The sequence below is a fragment of the Cryobacterium sp. HLT2-28 genome (genome assembly GCF_004402495.1).
GTDB lineage: Bacteria > Actinomycetota > Actinomycetes > Actinomycetales > Microbacteriaceae > Cryobacterium > Cryobacterium mannosilyticum.
On record NZ_SOFH01000023.1, the window covers coordinates 120,916 to 136,824 of the forward strand.

Here is a 15,909-nt window from a genome sequence, read left to right on the forward strand (position 1 = left end):
CGCGCTCCGTTTCGCTTGTCGCTTCAGAATGAATCTATAGGGTCGGACGCGCGAGAACGGCCGTGTTCGCCCTCGGCAGATTGCGCGCCGCCCCCGCGACGCTCCCCCGGGACGCTGAAGTGGCGAAGGACGGGGCGACACGCAAAAACGGGGCCGGATGTCTGCGACATCCGGCCCCGTTCTCGTGGCGTGCTACTTCTTTGCTGCGGCCTTCTTCTTCGGCTTGGCCGGGGCGGCGTCGGCCTCGGGTGCCTCGTCGGCCTCCTCGGTTTCTTCCTCGTCGGCGGCCTCGTCGTTCGCGGCAACGGCGGCGAACTCGGACAGGTCGACCGGCGCCCCGTTGGAGTCCACGACCTCAGCCTTGCCCAGCGCGATCGCGAGGGCCTTGTTACGGGCGACCTCGGCAACCATCGACGGGATCTGGCCGTTGCCGCTCAGCGCCTGCACGAATTCGCTCGGGTCCATGCCGTACTGGCTGGCACCCTGGATCAGGTACTGGGTGAGCTCGTCCTGGCTGACCTGGACCTTCTCGGCCTCGGCGATCGTGTCAAGCAGGATCTGCTGGCGGAAGGTCTTCTCGCTGGACTCGGTCACCTCGGCGCGGTGCTCGTCGTCCTCGAGGCGGTTCTCGCCCTCGAGGTGGCGACGCACCTCGTCTTCGATGATCGACGTCGGGATCGGAACCTCGACCGAGGCGAGGAGCTGTTCGACGAGCTTCTCCCGGGCCTGGCTGCCCTGACCGAAGGCCTTCGAACGCAGGACCTGCGCCTTGAGGCTCTCGGTGAGCTCGGCCATGGTGTCGAACTCGCTGGCGATCTGCGCGAAGTCGTCGTCGGCGGTGGGAAGCTCGCGCTCCTTGACGGCGATGACCTTGACGGTGATCTCAGCGGTCTCGCCCTCGTGGTCGCCACCCATCAGCTTCGAGTTGAAGGTGGTGGTCTCGCCGGCGCTGAGGGAGTCGAGCGCCTCGTCGATGCCGTCGATCAAGTCGCCGGAGCCGACCTCGTAGGAGATGCCAGTCGCATTGTCGACCTCGAGCTCGTTGATGCTGGCGACCAGGTCGATCTGGGCGAAGTCGCCGGTGGTGGCGGGGCGGTCGACGGTGACGAGCGTGCCGAAACGGCTGCGCAGCTGGTCGAGCTCCTCGGCGACGTCTTCATCGGACACCTCGACGGCGTCAACGGTGAGCTTCAGGCCCTCGTAGGCGGGAAGGTCGATCTCGGGGCGCACGTCGACCTCGATGGCGAGGAGCAGGTCTCCGGAGAAGTCCTTGTCGCTGGGCCATTCGACGATGTCGGCTTCCGGACGGCCGAGGGGGCGCAGCTTGTGCTCTTCAACGGCCTTCCGGTAGAAACCGTCGAGGCTCTCGTTGACCGCGTGCTCGAGCACGGCGGACTTTCCGACGCGCTGGTCGATGATGGGCGGCGGAACCTTGCCCTTGCGGAAACCGGGGATGTTGATGTCCTCGGCAATGTGCCCGTAGGCGTGGGTGATGCTGGGCTTCAGCTCCTCGGGGGTCACCGCAATGGTGACCTTGGCGCGCGTGGGACTCAGCTTTTCGACCGTGGACTTCACGTGGGTATCTCCTGTGTTCGAACGATGTTCTGGGGGGTGACTGTCGGGGCGACAGGATTCGAACCTGCGACCTCTCGGCCCCAAACCGAGCGCTCTACCAAGCTGAGCTACGCCCCGGATATTTTCTCAACCCGTTGGAGTCATCCTTCGGAGCGCAAAGCTCACGCACCAGCGGAATGACCTCGGTAAGTCTACTGCACGGTCAGGACGCGAAAGCGACCCGCCGTGCATCCGTCACCCCGGAACGTGTACTACAGTGATCGAGTGCGCGGGAGATCGCGCCTGGGGATGTAGCTCAATGGTAGAGCCTCAGTTTTCCAAACTGATGGCGCGGGTTCGATTCCCGTCATCCCCTCCAGATTGGCCGGCCGGGTTACTTCTTGCCCTTCTTGTCGTCCACTATCCCGCCCAAGAGGCCGCCGATCGCTCCACCGAGCACCCCTCCGGCCGGCCCTCCCAGGAGCGACCCGATGCCGGCTCCGATACCCGCAAGGCTGGAGCCGTAGCTCACCTTGGCGATCGTGACCGTCGTCGTTCCTTCAGGATTCACTGCGATATCGAACGACCCGACGGCAGCCGACGCAACGACCAGCGCGACGGGGCTGGCTTTGCCGCCGGCGGCCAGTTTGCCGTAGACGTCCCGTGACTCGAAGAACGCCCGCTGGGGGTCGGCTTTCCCTTCCCCGGCCTCGAACCCGAGCTTGTAGAGGTCCAGCAGCGTCTGCACTTCTTCGTCGGTGATCAGTTCGGCCGCTTCCAGCCGGTCCAGGATCGCTTTGTGATCGGCGACCAGGTCGCCGTTGTTCGCCTCCATGATGCGGCGCGCTTCCGCCCGCGCCGCCTGCATCATCCCTGCAATGTCAGTACCCAGGTAAGTCTGAGTCTTCATCGTGCACCTCCTCTGAGATTTCCTCATGTCAGTAAAGCACCGCAGGTCCGGCTCCGCGCGGTCGGTTTTCGCCCCTTCCGTCTGAAACGCACTAGGCGATAACGCGGGAGACTAGGCGTATGCCTGATCTCACCTTGCACGGCGGCGTCGGCAGCCGCGTTGACACCGAGATCGAAGTGAAGCGATCCAGGTTCCTCTGCCGCCTGGTCAGAACCGAGACCGAGGATGCCGCGCGTGCTGCGGTCGACGAGGCGCGCAAGGAACATTGGAGCGCACGCCACCACTGCTCGGCATTCGTGCTGGGTCCGACCGGCACTCCCGATCAGGTGCGCCGGGCCAATGACGACGGTGAACCGTCAGGGACTGCGGGCCGGCCGATGCTCGAGGCGCTGTCCGGGCGCGGCTTCGTCGATTGCACGGCCGTCGTCAGCCGCTACTTCGGTGGCACCCTTCTCGGTGCCGGCGGCCTCGTGCGCGCCTACTCGGATGCCGTTCTGACCACGATCGACGAGGCCCGGTTCCGCGGGTTGGTCGTGCAGCGTGCACGCCGTGAACTGTTCACGCTCGCTTTGTCCCACGCGGATGCCGGTCGAATCGAGGCGGAGTTGCGCCAGCGCGGAGTGCTCATCCTGGGTACGGACTACGGGGAGGACGCGGTGCTGCGGATTGCGCACGACGACGCTGCGCTACTCGCCGCGGTCGTCGCCGGCGTAACGGCCGGAAGCGCGCAGCTGGAATCCCTCGGCCAGGAATGGGTCGACGTCGCGTATCCCGCCGCGATTGCGGGCGGCACCTAGAACGGTCATGTCCGCGACTTTCGTTCATGGTCAACTACCGGGTCGAGGATCTCGATGCCCTGGTTGAGGCCCTGCGAGAAGAAGGCTGCAACGTTCTGGAGAACCCAGACGTTCAGGAGAACACAGGCGAGTCCGAGTACGGGAAGTTCGCCTGGGTCATCGATCCGGAAGGAAACAGGGTAGAGCTCTGGCAACCGCCCGCCGGCCAATGACCAGTCGGCGCCCGGCTGCCCTGGACCGAGTCGGCTACCCGCGAATCCGGCCCAGGAAATCGATGACCCGGCGCAGCAGGAGTTCGGTGGCATCCGCGTCGTAGGAGGGCAGGGAGTTGTCGGCGAAGTAGTGCTGATCGCCTGGGTAGAGGAACAGCTCGGCACTCGGAGCGGAGGCGACGATGGCCCGGGCCGCGTCTATGTCGCCCTCGTCGACGAAGTAGGGGTCGGCATCCATGCCGTGGATCTGCACCGGAACGTCGACCGGCCAGGCCCCGCCGAATTCGGACACAGGCACACAGGAGTAGCACAACACGGCGCCCAGGGCGCCCGGGCGGGTCTGGGCGAGCATCTGGGCCGGCACCACGCCCAGAGAGAAGCCGGCGAAGACGAGGTTGTCGCCGACGGCGTCGGCGGCCCGGGTTCCGCGTTCCATGACCTCGCCGAACCCCAGTTCTCCGACGTAGGCCATGCCGGCTTCGATGCTGTCGAATGTGCGGCCGTCGAACAGGTCGGGCGTGTGCACGTCATGGCCGTCGGCGCGCAGCCGGTCGGCGAACGCGGTGATCCCCGGAGTCAATCCCTGGGCGTGGTGGAACAGGACGAGTTGAGTCATGGCCGAGTCCTTTCTGGCTCTGCGTGATCAGGCTTGGCTCCGCTGTCTCAGGCGCCGATCAGGAGCAACACGTGGTAGACGACGTAGACCGGCCAGACGATGGCCTGGAGCAGACCCAGGATGACGCCCCAGAACGTGCCCGTCGAGAGGGAGATGAAGTAGATGGCCGCCCCGATATAGGCCAACAGGAAAACGAAGCCCCATGGCCCGTCCCGCACGATCACCCGTGCCCGTCCGTCCGTCGCCATCTGATCCTCCCCTTCGCGATGCCGTCAGTGATTTGCAGACCTCAGTGACTTGCAGACCTCATTGGCAGGTTAGACGCAGCATCCGAATTGCGACAGCCCACGCCCCGTGCGAATCCGGATTGATTGACAGGGATTCTCGCACGGGTCTAGCGTGGCCGGTGGGGTTGGTTACTGCCTCACAACGCCTCTCTCGAGAGGTACACCTGGGGAGTGAATGTGCCAATCCAACTGACTCGACGCAACGTGCTGGGCAGTTTCGCGGCGGTGAGCGTGCTGACCGCCGCCGGCATGACCCCGGCCCAGGCGGCAGAGCGCGGGGGCGGGCATCGGCCGGGAGACCCCGTCTCCCTGACGATCATGGGCACGACCGACCTGCACGGCTGCGTCTTCAACTGGAACTACTTCCAGAACACCGAATACGACGACTCGGCTCGGAACGACATCGGCCTGGCCAAGGTGGCCACGCTCGTCGAGGCGGTGCGCGTGCAGCGCGGGCGCGAGAACACGCTGATGATCGACGCCGGCGACACGATTCAAGGCACTCCCCTGGCCTACTATTTCGCGCGCATCGCGCCGATCACCGACGGTCACCTGCACCCGATGGCCGCGGCGATGAACTACATCGGCTACGACGCCGCAGCCCTGGGCAATCACGAGTTCAACTACGGCATCCCCTTGCTCCGGACCTTCGCCGACCAGCTCGACTTTCCGCTGCTCGGGGCGAATGCCCTGGACTCGGCGACCGGGCTGCCTGCCTTCGCGCCCTACGTCATCAAGACGATCAAGCCGGCCGGTGAGAAGCCGATCAAGGTGGGCATCCTCGGCCTGACCAATCCGGGGATCGCCATCTGGGACAAGGCGAACGTCGAGGGCCGGCTGACCTTCCCCGGCCTCGTCGAGCAGGCCGCCGTCTGGGTGCCGCGCCTGCGTGCCGCGGGGGCGGATGTCGTCATCGTGGCCGCGCACTCCGGCGCCACGACCTCGTCGTCGTACGGCGACGCCCTCCCCTACCCCGAGAACGCGGCGACCCTGGTGGCCGAGCAGGTTCCCGGGATCGACGCGATCCTGGTCGGTCATGCCCACCAGGAGATTCCGGAGCGGCGAGTCGTCAACGCGCAGACCGGTCGCACCGTGATTCTGACGGAGCCGCTGCGCTGGGGCATGCGGCTGTCCCTGATCGAACTGTCACTGGTCAAGCGCCGGGGCCGCTGGGAGGTGGCGAGCGCCGGATCCAGCGTGCTCAACAGCAACACCGTCCCGGAGGACCCGAAGGTGGCCGACCTGCTCCGCGCCGACCACGACACGGTCGTCGGGTACGTCAACTCAGTCATCGGCAGCTGCACCGAGGCGATGTCGTGCGCCACCGCGCGCTACGAGGACACCGCGGCGCTGGACTTCATCAATCTCGTGCAGGGGCAGGCGGTGCGCGCGGCGATCGCCGGGACCCCGCAGGCCGGCCTGCCGATCCTGTCGATCGCGGCCCCGTTCAATCGGGAGGCCGCGATCCCCGCCGGCGAGGTGACCGTTCGCGACGTGGCCGGACTGTACAGCTTCGACAACACCCTCCTCGGCATCGTTTTCACCGGCGCCCAGGTGAAGGCCTACCTCGAAAAGTCGGCCCAGTACTTCAGACAGGTCGTCGGGGCGGGGCCGTTCACGCCGGACCAGCTCACGAACGCGGTCACCGCCGTGACGCCGACCGGCACGCCGGACTACAACTACGACGTGATGGGCGGCCTCGACGCATCCCTCAGCTACACGATCGACGTCGCCAGGGACCCCGGCTCGAGGATCGCCGACCTCGCCTACGACGGCGCTCCGATCGACGCCGCGGCGCAATTCGTCATCGCCATCAACAACTACCGGCAGTCCGGCGGCGGCGCTTTCCCCGGGGTCACGACCGCACCGGTGGTGCACAACGCCCAGCAGGAGATCCGACAGCTGATCATCGACTGGGTCACCCGGGCGCAGGTGGTGGAACCAGCATCGTTCGCACGCGTCGATTGGGCGCTCGTCGCCGATGGTGCGCCGGTGCAGATCACCGGTTGAGACGGATGCGCCGGGCTCAGTCCAGTCCGAGCCGGTCCAGGGTCGCCCGGAGGGTGTCTGCCGAGTGCTGGAACAGGGTCTGCTCCGAGTCGGAGAACGGCACCTCGATCACCCGGGACACGCCATCGGCGTTGACCACGGTCGGCACCGACAGCGCCACCTTGCTCACGCCGCGGTACCGGGTCAGCACCGAGCTGACCGGAAGCACGGCGCCCTCGTCACGCAGCACCGCCTCCACGATTCGGGCCCCGGAGAGACCGATCGCGTAGTTGGTGGCACCCTTTCCGGCGATGACCCGGTACGCCGCGGTCTTGACGTCCTCGGTGATGGTCTCGAACTCGGCCTCCGAGAACTTCGCGCGCCCGTTCGTGACGGGTGAGATGTCGTCCGCCACCCACTGGGCGAGCGAGATCGGGCCGACCCTGGCCTGGGACCAGAGCGGGAACTCCGAGTCGCCGTGCTCACCGACGATCACGGCGTGCACGTTCGCGATCGCGACGTCGACCCGGTGGGCGAGCAACCAGCGCAGCCGTGAGGAGTCGAGCACGGTTCCGGAGCCGAAGACGCGGGCCGACGGAAGCCCGCTGAAGTGCAAGGCCGCGTAGGTGAGAATGTCGCAGGGGTTGGTGACGATCATGAACACGGCATCCGGGGCGCGCTCGACGAGCTTGGGCATCAGTTCGCGCAGGATTCCCACGTTGACCCCGGCCATGTCGAGGCGGGACTGGCCGGGGTGCTGCCGGGCGCCGGCCGTGATCACGACCATGTTGGCGCCCGCGATCGCGTCCAGGTCTGACCCGCCCGACACGCAGGATGCGCCGGTGAACTGGGTGCCGTGGGCGAGGTCGAGCACCTCGGCCTCGACCTTGGCCTCGTTGATGTCGTAGAGCACAACCTCGCGCGCGGACTGGCGGATCAGGGAGGCGTAGGCGAGGGAGGTGCCCACGGCACCCGCCCCGATGATGGCCAGCTTGGAATTCTCGATTGCGCTCATGTTCCTATCCTCCCCCCTCGGCCCGGCATCCATGTTCCGAACTACTCCGGGATGCGACACCCGGGTGCGACACACGGGGGTGCGACTCGCGGGACGGGCGAGGGGCTCAGCGCCGGAGGAAGGCGAGCACCGCGAGCACCCGGCGGTGGTCCGAGCCGGAGTCGTCGAGCTGCAGCTTCTGGAAGATCGAGGTGACGTTCTTCTCCACCGCGCCGACCCCGATCACGAGGGCGGAGGCGATGCCCACGTTCGTGCGGCCCTCGGCCATCAGTGCGAGCACGTCGCGTTCCCGCGGGGTGAGCGCCGCGAGCGGGTCGGTGCGGCGACCCAGCAGCTCGCGCACCACCTGCGGGTCGAGCACGGTGCCGCCGGCGCTGATCCGGGTGAGCGCGTCGGTGAGGTCGTCCAGCGACGCCACCCGGTCCTTGAGCAGGTAGCCCATGCCACCCTCCCCGGCCGCGAGCAGCTCATGGGCGTAGGTGCCCTCCACGTATTGGCTGAGCAGCAGGATGCCCACCGACGGCAGCCTTCGCCGCAGCTCCAGCGCTGCACGCACCCCCTCGTCGCGGAAGGTGGGCGGCATCCGCACATCGAGCACGGCGATGTCCGGCCGCAACGCGTCGATCTCGGCGAGCAGCGCGTCGGCGTCGCCGTAGGACGCGACGGTCACGAAGCCGGCCTCATCGAAGAGCCGGATCAGCCCCTCCCGGAGCAGGAGCGAATCCTCGGCCAGCACCAGTCGCAAGGGGGCGGCCGCCGGTGCGGCATCCGTCACGCTCGCAGACTGGGTCACCTGTTCAGGATAGGGCGATCGAGCTGGGCGCGGTGTCGGTGAGGGGGATATGAGCCCCCACCGCGGTCGGACCACCCGCCGGGCTGTCGATCGACAGCACCCCGCGCAGGCCGCGGAGGCGCTCGTCGAGACCGCGCAGGCCGTGCGCCTCGGTCGGGACCGCGCCGCCCACGCCGTCATCGATCACCCAGAGGTCCAGCCAGGTGGTGTCGTCGTCCGGCACCCGGCGGAGCGCCAGGTGCAGCCGGATGCCGGTGGCCCCGGAATGCTTGGCGGCGTTGGTGAGCAGCTCGGACGCCGCGAAGTACGCGCTGCGTTCGATCTCGGATGGCAGCCGCAGCGCCGGGTCGACGGTCAGTTCGAGTTGCACGGGGATGGTGCTGCGGGCGGCGAGCGATTCGAGGCCGACGATCAGGCCGCGGTCCTGGAGGATCGGGGGGACCAGGCCGCGGGACAACGCGCGCAGCTCCTCGAGGGTGTCGTTCGCCTGCTGCCTGGCCTCGGCGAGCAGCCCGCGCGCGGCCGCCGGGTCGGTCTCGAGCTTGCGCTCGGCGCTGGCCAGGTCCATCTGCAGGCGCACCAGGCGTTGCTGGGGTCCGTCATGGATGTCGCGCTCGAGCCGGCGGAGCGACCGGTCCTCCGCGGAGACGGCGGCCCCCCGAGACGCGCTCAGGTCGGCGACCTCCCGCTGGAGAGCCTCGGAGCGCCACGCGCCGAGCAAGCCCCGGGCGATGAACTGGTGCATCGCGGTGAATCCCCGGGTGATGAAGGGCAGGGTGGCCAGGAAGGCCGCACCCAGGATGAGCTGGAACAGGCTCTCAGCGACGAACGGGTCGATGGCCGGCGGGTTGCCCTGGCGCATCCAGTCGGTCACGAGCGTGGAGAGCGGCACCCTGACCCCGTTGCCGTTCTCCAGGAACCGGCCCCAGAACCAGTAGCTGATCCCGCCCAGCCCGACCGCCAGCCAGACCACGGTGACGATCCAGCTGACCAGTCCCGCGATGAAGTTCACGACCATACCGTGCAACAGGTAGAGCCAGTAGTGCCCGTTGACGAGCGGGCCGAGCACCGTGCGGAGCGGCGTTGCCGGTTCGCCGGCCGGGTCCCAGCGTGGCGGCGTGATCGGGTTCTGCCCTGCCCAGCGCAGCCGGGCAAGCTCGAACATGCCGAACCCCCGGGCGATGTAGAGGGCCAGCGCGACGATGAACAGGCCGACGAAGATGGCGATCATGCCGGCACCCGTGAAGAACACGGTGCTGAGCAGGGAGAGCCCGACCACGGCGATGGGCAGCGTCGGCAGCAGGAAGCCGAGCTCCCGCGGCACCCGGCGCCACAGCGCCCGATAGCCGCCCCGCCGCACAGCAGGGTCCTGCACGGTGTTCTCCCTCCGGTCGTCGATCGTCGCGGATGTTGTTGTTTCTGTGGTGCTCATGTTCTTCCTCCAGCCAGTGTGCCTGCATCCAGCCTTCCCGGTGGGCCGTCTCGGCGGCATCCGGCTGGCAACCGGATCGCCTCGGGGGAAAACCCCCGCACGCGGGCGTCCCGGAGGCACACGGCCAGGGCTGTCGGCGGGGCTATCGGGTCAGGGTCGAAGGGTCAGGGCTGGAGGGTGTTGTGCGTGAACCTTCCGGCGATCAGGGTGGCGGCCACGGGCATGACCCGGAGGTCGGCGACGGATGCGACGAACGGGTCGGTCTCGCAGACCACCAGGTCGGCCACGTCGCCGATCGAGATCCCGTGCCGGCCGCGGGCGGATGCGGCGAGCGCGGCCTGCCTGGAGATCGCCTGCCCCGGCTGCCACGCCTCACGTCCTCCCCGGGTGCGCCCGACCGCCGCCGCGATGGTCACCCAGGGATCCAGTGGCGCGACGGGGGCGTCACTGCCGAGAGCCAGGGTGGCGCCCGCGTCGAGCAGGGACTTCAGTACGAAGGCCCGTCCCGTGCGGCCGGCCCAGTAGCGGTCGGCGACGTCCCGGTCGTCGAGGGCATGCTCGGGCTGCACGCTGGCGACGACGCCGAGGGCCGCGAACCGGGCCACATCCTCGGCGCGGAGCAGTTGGGCGTGTTCGATGCTCCCCGCGCAGCCGACCTCGGCGAAGGCGTCGAGGGCCAGGGCGTTGGCCCGGTCACCGATCGCGTGCACGGCGGGGCGGATGCCGCCCGCCGCCGCCCGGCGCATCAGGCCGACGAGCCGGTCCTGGGGCACGGTGAGCAGCCCGTGCGCACCGGGTTGGCCCGCCAGCCCCGGATACTCGTCGAAACAGTACGCGGTGCGGGTGTTGAGCGACCCGTCCGTGATGACCTTGAACGGCCCCATCACGCCCAGTCCGCCGGTGCGCGCGAGCACGGCTCCTGAGCGAAGGCCGAGCGTGATGGCCTGCTCCAGGTGCTGGCTGTAGACGCTGGTCTCGACCCTCAGCGTGTCGGTCCCGGCCGCGATCCGGCGTTGCCAGTCACCGGGGTTCCAGGCCATCTCCATCTCCACGATGCCGACCACGCCGCGGGCGGCCGCGGCGCGCGCCGCCGTGTCGACCCAGCCGTCCATCACCGTGTCCGGCACGGTGCCGAGGGCATTGACGACGGCGAAGGCGTCGTCCTCGCGCAACAGCCCGGTGGGGTGGTCGGGGAAGCCGTGGGCGGCGAGCGCCGCGGAGTTCAGCCAGCAACTGTGCAGGTCGCCGCTGACGAGCACGACGGGGAGGTCGCCGGAGGCGGCGTCGAGCACGGCCCGGCCGGGGACATCCGGCCAGAGGCCGTCGCGGAAACCGAAGCCGACGAGGGTCTCCCCCGTCAGCGTCTCCCCGGCCCGTTCGCGAACGAGCCCGGCCGCCTCGGTCGCACTGGCCGTGGCGGACAGGTCGAGGCGGCGGGCGGTCTGCGCCCACTGGCTGAAATGCACGTGGTTGTCCCACAGGCCGGGGATCAGCCAGCGCTCGCCGAGGTCGACGCTCTCCTGCCCGGGAGCCGTCCTGCCCTGGTACCCGATCTGACGGATCACCCCGTCGGTGACCGTGACGTCGACCCGTTCGTCACTGCCGGGCAGGCGTGCGTTGCGCAGGGTGAGCGAGAGCCCGGTCACGACCGGTCGCCCGGTGAGTCGGTCCGGCCGTGCACCCGGCGCATCTCGGCGGCAAGGTCGGTCCGGCCGTGCACCCGGCGCATCTCGGCGGCAAGGGTCGGGCTGGCATAGGGCCCGGAGCCTTCCAGTTCGGTCAGGATCCGGGCGACGGTCTCGGCGGGCCTGTTCTGGCTGAGCTTGCTCTTGGCAACCACCCGGGTCACCCGCAGCCGGAAGCCGACCGTGCCGGCCGAGATCCGGGCGGCGTAGGCGGCATTCTCGGCGGTGCCGTTCAACCGCCGGGGCTCGGGCATCCGGTCTTCGAAGTGATCGACGAGCCGGTCGAGCACGGCGAGGTTCTCGGCGGCGCCGAGAAGTTCGGGGGTGCCGTAGAGGTGGGCGGTGATGAAGTTCCAGGTGGGGACGGCCGGTGACGCGTCGTACCAGCCGGGCGAGATGTAGCCGTGGGGCCCTTGGATCACCACCAGCAGTTCGTGCCGGCCGAGCTCGTGCAGCTGCTCGTCCGGCCGGCCGACATGGCTCAGCAGTACGATCTCGTCGCTGTCCTCGTCGAGCACGACCGGGTAGTGCGAGGCGACGAGTTCCCCGTCGGAGGTGTGGCTGATCATGGTCGCCCACGGGTTCTCCCGCACCAGGCGCCTGATCTCGGCCGGGTCGTCCAGCGCGAAGGAGGGATTGTGTCTCATCGGTCGAGGTTCCTGTCTCTGGGCATGGTTCAGGCCTGGCAGCGCGGGCAGAAGTACAGCTTGCGGGCACCCATCTCGGCGAGGGTGATGTGGGTGCCGCAGATCCGGCAGGGCAGACCCTCGCGTTTGTAGACCCAGTGCCGGTCGGCGCGGTTCTTCATGGCCAGCCGCCACTCGTCACCGTCGAGGTCGTCCATGGTCATCATCTGACCGGTCTCCACCCCGATCTTCAGCAGGTGCGCCCAGTCCCGCCACAGGTCGCGCACGGTGTCTTCCGGGAGCGACTTCCCCGGGGCGTACGGGTTCACCCGGGCCCGGAAGAGCAGCTCGGCGCGGTAGACATTGCCGATGCCGCTGACGACGGACTGGTCCATCAGGAGCAGACCGATGGGGGTGGGCTTGCGCCGCACCACGGCGGTGAACCGGTCCTCCGCGGCCGTGCTGTCGTCGAGTTGCGGGTCCGGTCCGGCCTTGTCGATCACGGCCTGCACCTGCGCCGGGTCGAGCACCTCGCACGCCGTCGGCCCGCGCAGGTCGGCCGACACCGTGTCGGTGAGCAGGCGCACTCGCACCTGGCCGACCGGCTCCGGTGGGAAGGTGCCCGGCTGGTCGATCTCCTTCTCCTGCTCGGCCATTCGCACCCGGGTGCGCCGTGGCGCGCCGATGCTGTGCATCGAGTTCTCCCCCGCGGAATCCAGCACCGCCGCATCCAGCACGGCGGAGTCCACGTCGGTTCCGCGCTGGCTGGTCTGGCCCATCCGGCCGTTCGCGGACGCGATCGTCGCATCCATCAGGATGTCCCCGGCGAAGTCCCACGCGCCGTACATGCCCAGGTGCACCCGCAGCCACAGCCCGTGGTCGAACTCGAGGAACATCTGCTTGCCCACGGCGCGGGCATCCGTCATCACATGGCCGTCGAGCAGCGCGGCACCCGCGGCGAAACGTCCCTGCGGCGAGGAGAGATGCACCCTCCGGCCGACGAAATTGCGGGCGAACTGGCGGGCGATGCGGTGTACGGAGTGGCCCTCGGGCACGCTAGCGCACGATGTCTTCGCCGACGATATTCTTGCCGACGATGTCGCGGGTCGCCTCGTACTCGGCGAGCTGGCGGATGCGACGCAGGTGCCGTTCGTCGGCCGGGAACGGCTCGGCGATGAACGCGTCGATGAAGGTGATCGCCTCGTCGATGGTGTGCTGCCTGGCCCCGATCGAGATGACGTTCGCGTTGTTGTGCTCGCGGGCAAGCCTGGCCGTGTTGAGGCTCCAGACCAGGGCCGCCCGGGCCCCGACGACCTTGTTGGCCGCCATCTGCTCGCCGTTGCCCGAGCCGCCGAAGACCACGCCGAGCGCCTCGATGCCCGCGGCCTGGTCGTTGACGACGGCCTGAGCCGCGTTGATGCAGAACGACGGGTAGTCGTCCAGGGCGTCGTAGGTTTGCGGGCCGTGGTCGATGACGTCGTGGCCGGCCTCGGTGAGATGCTCGAACAGGTGGCGGCTGAAATCGAGCCCGGCGTGATCGGTGGCGATGTAGATGCGCATGACACGAGTCTATTTAGTCCGGCACCGTTCAGCGTCGGTCGCCCACGCGTGCCTAGTCGAAGATGGGGCCGACCGTGCGGGTGCGTTTCATCTCGAAGAAACCGTCGTAGCCGGCCACGGCGACAACGCCGTCCCAGAGCGCGAGCGCCTGGTCGCCCTTGGGCGCCGGGGACACCACCGGGCCGAAGAAGGCCACATCGTTGACCGCGATCACCGGGGTGCCCACGTCCTGGCCGACCCGGTTCATCCCGTCGAAGTGACTGGTCCGCATCTGCTCGTCATAGTGGGTGCTGTCGGCCCAGGCCGCGAAGGAGGCGGGTAGTCCGACCTCGGCCAGTGCGGCAGGGATGACCTCATCGGGCTCGATGCTGCCGCCCGGGTGAATTCGGGTGCCGAGCGCGTCGTAAAGCACCTTGACGGTTTTCTGGCCGTGCAGTTCCTGCGCGGCCTGCACCAGGCGGGTGTATTTCAGCGCCCGCGGGAAGAAGGAACGGTACTCCTCACTGACCTCGTTGTCCTCGTTGAGCACGGCAAGGCTCATCACGCACCAGGTCACGTCGAAACCGCACAATTCGGCGACCTCTCCCACCCAGCGGGATGTCATCCAGGCCCAGGGACAGGAGGGGTCGAACCAGAACTTCACGGAGTCAGCCATGGCTACCAGCCTAGGAGCCGAATGCCCCCCGAATGCCCGGCACCACCCTTGTGTAAACCCCTGTCCAGGGGCCCTATCTCCGGCAGAAATTCGGGTTGACGGCGTTTTTGCGCTAAAATTGTTTGCTATGCCCGAGAACGGGCCCCTCAACTTCACCTGCACATGACCTCCACGAGAGAAGCCAAAATGCCGAGAGACCCCAGCATGACCGACCTGAAAAAGGGCGTCAAAAACGCCTCCGGGAAGATGAAGAATCCACTCCTGAAGCGCCGCTTAAAGGTGTCCCACGTCAACGTGGTCGACCAGTCCCGCCTGAAGAAGGCACTCGGCGGAACCATCGTCGGTAACACCATGGAATGGTACGACGTCGGAGTGTTCGGCTACCTGATCACGACGATGGGCCCGGTGTTCCTCCCCGAGGCGGACAAGACCGTTCAGACGCTCTTCCTGCTCGGCACCTTCGCTGCGACCTTCATCGCCCGCCCGCTCGGTGGAGTCTTCTTCGGCTGGCTCGGCGACAAGATCGGCCGCCAGAGGGTCCTGTCGATGACCCTGATCCTGATGGCCGCATCCACCTTCGCGGTGGGCCTGCTGCCCAGCTACGCCATGGTCGGCATGCTCGCCGCCGCGCTCCTCGTCTTCACCAAGCTCGTGCAGGGCTTCTCCACCGGCGGTGAGTACGCGGGCGCCACCACCTTCGTCAGCGAGCACTCGCCCGACAAGCACCGCGGTTTCTTCGCGAGCCTGCTCGACATGGGCAGCTACCTCGGCTTCGCCATCGGTGCCGCGCTCGTGTCCGTGCTTCAGGTCACGCTCGGACAGCCGGTCATGGAGGACTGGGGCTGGAGAATCCCGTTCCTCATCGCCGGACCTCTCGGCCTGATCGCGATCTGGTTCCGACTGAAGATCGAGGAATCCCCCACCTTCCAGGCGTCCCTGGATGCCAAGGAACTGGCCGCCACGGACCCGTCGTTCACCGACGAGTCCAGCACCTCGAACGGTCCGGTCAGCACCTTCAAGGCGCACTGGCGCGGCATCATCGTCGCCATGATCCTCGTCGCCGCGGCCAACAGCCTGGGCTACGCCCTGACCTCGTACATGCCGACATACCTGACCGCGACCAAGGGGTACGACGAGCTCCACGGCACCCTGCTGACGATCCCGATCCTGGTGATCATGTCCCTGTGCATCCCGCTGGCCGGACGCCTCTCCGACAAGATCGGCCGCCGTCCCGTGCTCTGGATGGGGTCGGCGACGGCCATCGTGCTGTCCGTCCCCGCCTTCATGCTGATCGGCGTCGGCGAGATCTGGTCGACTCTGCTCGGCCTGGCCCTGATCGCCCTGCCCGTCACGTTCTACGTCTCCAACCTCGCCTCGGCCCTGCCGGCGCTGTTCCCGACCGAAAGCCGTTACGGTGCGATGGGCATCGCGTACAACTTCTCCGTCGCCATTTTCGGCGGGACCACGCCGTTCATCATCGCGGCGCTGATCGCGGGCACCGGCGATGACATGATGCCGGCGTACTACCTGATGGGAACATCCGTCGTCGGGGGAATCGCGATCTTCTTCATGCGGGAGACCGCGGGCCTGCCGCTGCTCGGGTCGATGCCGAGCGTCGACTCGGTCTTCGAGGCCCGTGAACTCGTCGCCACCCAGGACGACAACCCCGACCTGAACACCGACGAGATGCCGTTCGACCACACCTATGAGCCGCCGACCTCGTCGATTGAGCTTCCGGTGCTGGACGACCAGCCGGAGTCGCTCAAGGTCTAGCCCGA

The 15,909-nt window shown here is 68.0% G+C and carries 16 protein-coding genes and 2 tRNA genes; 5 read left to right on the forward strand and 13 right to left on the reverse strand.

Annotation, left to right across the window (positions count from 1 at the left end):
• Positions 1–192: 192 nt before the first annotated feature.
• Entirely contained in the window at positions 193–1,575 is a 1,383-nt protein-coding gene (tig, locus tag E3O48_RS11965; protein WP_166788696.1) for a trigger factor, read from the reverse strand.
• A 43-nt stretch (positions 1,576–1,618) separates the two neighbouring features.
• Positions 1,619–1,692 (reverse strand) — tRNA-Pro (locus E3O48_RS11970).
• Positions 1,693–1,859: 167 nt separating this feature from the next.
• On the opposite strand from E3O48_RS11970, the gene E3O48_RS11975 reads away from it, so the two are divergent.
• Positions 1,860–1,933, forward strand: a tRNA-Gly gene (locus E3O48_RS11975).
• A gap of 15 nt (positions 1,934–1,948) precedes the next feature.
• Here E3O48_RS11975 and E3O48_RS11980 read toward each other — a convergent pair.
• A complete protein-coding gene (locus tag E3O48_RS11980) occupies positions 1,949–2,464 on the reverse strand; it encodes a hypothetical protein (RefSeq protein WP_134539079.1) in 516 nt (171 codons plus the stop codon).
• Positions 2,465–2,583: 119 nt separating this feature from the next.
• Between E3O48_RS11980 and E3O48_RS11985 the strand changes: the two genes are divergently transcribed.
• Both E3O48_RS11985 and E3O48_RS11990 read left to right on the forward strand, forming a co-directional pair.
• Entirely contained in the window at positions 2,584–3,261 is a 678-nt protein-coding gene (locus E3O48_RS11985; protein WP_134539081.1) for a YigZ family protein, read from the forward strand.
• Positions 3,262–3,287: 26 nt separating this feature from the next.
• Positions 3,288–3,473 (forward strand): VOC family protein, encoded by a 186-nt coding sequence (locus E3O48_RS11990; RefSeq protein ID WP_134539083.1) that lies wholly within the window; start codon positions 3,288–3,290, stop codon positions 3,471–3,473.
• Between the two features lie 34 nt (positions 3,474–3,507).
• Here E3O48_RS11990 and E3O48_RS11995 read toward each other — a convergent pair whose 3' ends face one another.
• Both E3O48_RS11995 and E3O48_RS12000 read right to left on the reverse strand, forming a co-directional pair.
• Positions 3,508–4,089, reverse strand: a complete 582-nt coding sequence (locus tag E3O48_RS11995) for a dienelactone hydrolase family protein (RefSeq protein WP_134539084.1) — start codon at positions 4,087–4,089, stop codon at positions 3,508–3,510.
• 47 nt (positions 4,090–4,136) lie between these two features.
• Positions 4,137–4,337 carry a hypothetical protein gene (locus tag E3O48_RS12000; RefSeq protein ID WP_134507470.1) on the reverse strand — a complete coding sequence of 67 codons (201 nt, stop codon included), beginning with the start codon at positions 4,335–4,337 and terminating at the stop codon, positions 4,137–4,139.
• Positions 4,338–4,553: 216 nt separating this feature from the next.
• Between E3O48_RS12000 and E3O48_RS12005 the strand changes: the two genes are divergently transcribed.
• On the forward strand, positions 4,554–6,386 hold the full coding sequence (locus E3O48_RS12005) for a bifunctional UDP-sugar hydrolase/5'-nucleotidase (protein WP_241982511.1): 1,833 nt from the start codon (positions 4,554–4,556) through the stop codon (positions 6,384–6,386).
• Between the two features lie 16 nt (positions 6,387–6,402).
• On the opposite strand, the gene E3O48_RS12010 is transcribed toward E3O48_RS12005, so the two are convergent.
• From E3O48_RS12010 to E3O48_RS12045, 8 genes are all read right to left on the reverse strand, one after another.
• On the reverse strand, positions 6,403–7,380 hold the full coding sequence (locus E3O48_RS12010) for an L-lactate dehydrogenase (protein ID WP_134539096.1): 978 nt from the start codon (positions 7,378–7,380) through the stop codon (positions 6,403–6,405).
• Positions 7,381–7,486: 106 nt separating this feature from the next.
• Entirely contained in the window at positions 7,487–8,173 is a 687-nt protein-coding gene (locus E3O48_RS12015; RefSeq protein WP_241982512.1) for a response regulator transcription factor, read from the reverse strand.
• Between the two features lie 4 nt (positions 8,174–8,177).
• Positions 8,178–9,605 (reverse strand): sensor histidine kinase, encoded by a 1,428-nt coding sequence (locus tag E3O48_RS17790; protein WP_134539098.1) that lies wholly within the window; start codon positions 9,603–9,605, stop codon positions 8,178–8,180.
• Between the two features lie 164 nt (positions 9,606–9,769).
• A complete protein-coding gene (locus E3O48_RS12025; protein ID WP_134539100.1) occupies positions 9,770–11,251 on the reverse strand; it encodes an amidohydrolase in 1,482 nt (493 codons plus the stop codon).
• The gene (locus tag E3O48_RS12030; RefSeq protein ID WP_134539101.1) at positions 11,248–11,937 is read right to left on the reverse strand and encodes an FMN-binding negative transcriptional regulator; all 690 of its coding nucleotides are present in this window, start codon (positions 11,935–11,937) and stop codon (positions 11,248–11,250) included. The genes E3O48_RS12025 and E3O48_RS12030 overlap by 4 nt, the downstream gene beginning before the upstream one ends.
• A gap of 29 nt (positions 11,938–11,966) precedes the next feature.
• Entirely contained in the window at positions 11,967–12,971 is a 1,005-nt protein-coding gene (locus E3O48_RS12035; RefSeq protein ID WP_134539103.1) for an Fpg/Nei family DNA glycosylase, read from the reverse strand.
• A 1-nt stretch (position 12,972) separates the two neighbouring features.
• Positions 12,973–13,476, reverse strand: coding sequence for a ribose-5-phosphate isomerase (locus E3O48_RS12040; RefSeq protein WP_134507464.1), 504 nt, complete (start codon positions 13,474–13,476; stop codon positions 12,973–12,975).
• Between the two features lie 52 nt (positions 13,477–13,528).
• Complete coding sequence (locus E3O48_RS12045; RefSeq protein ID WP_134539105.1) at positions 13,529–14,131, reverse strand: disulfide bond formation protein DsbA; 603 nt, start codon at positions 14,129–14,131, stop codon at positions 13,529–13,531.
• Between the two features lie 186 nt (positions 14,132–14,317).
• Here E3O48_RS12045 and E3O48_RS12050 point away from each other — a divergent pair, with 186 nt between their 5' ends.
• Complete coding sequence (locus E3O48_RS12050; protein ID WP_134539107.1) at positions 14,318–15,904, forward strand: MFS transporter; 1,587 nt, start codon at positions 14,318–14,320, stop codon at positions 15,902–15,904.
• Positions 15,905–15,909 lie beyond the last annotated feature (5 nt).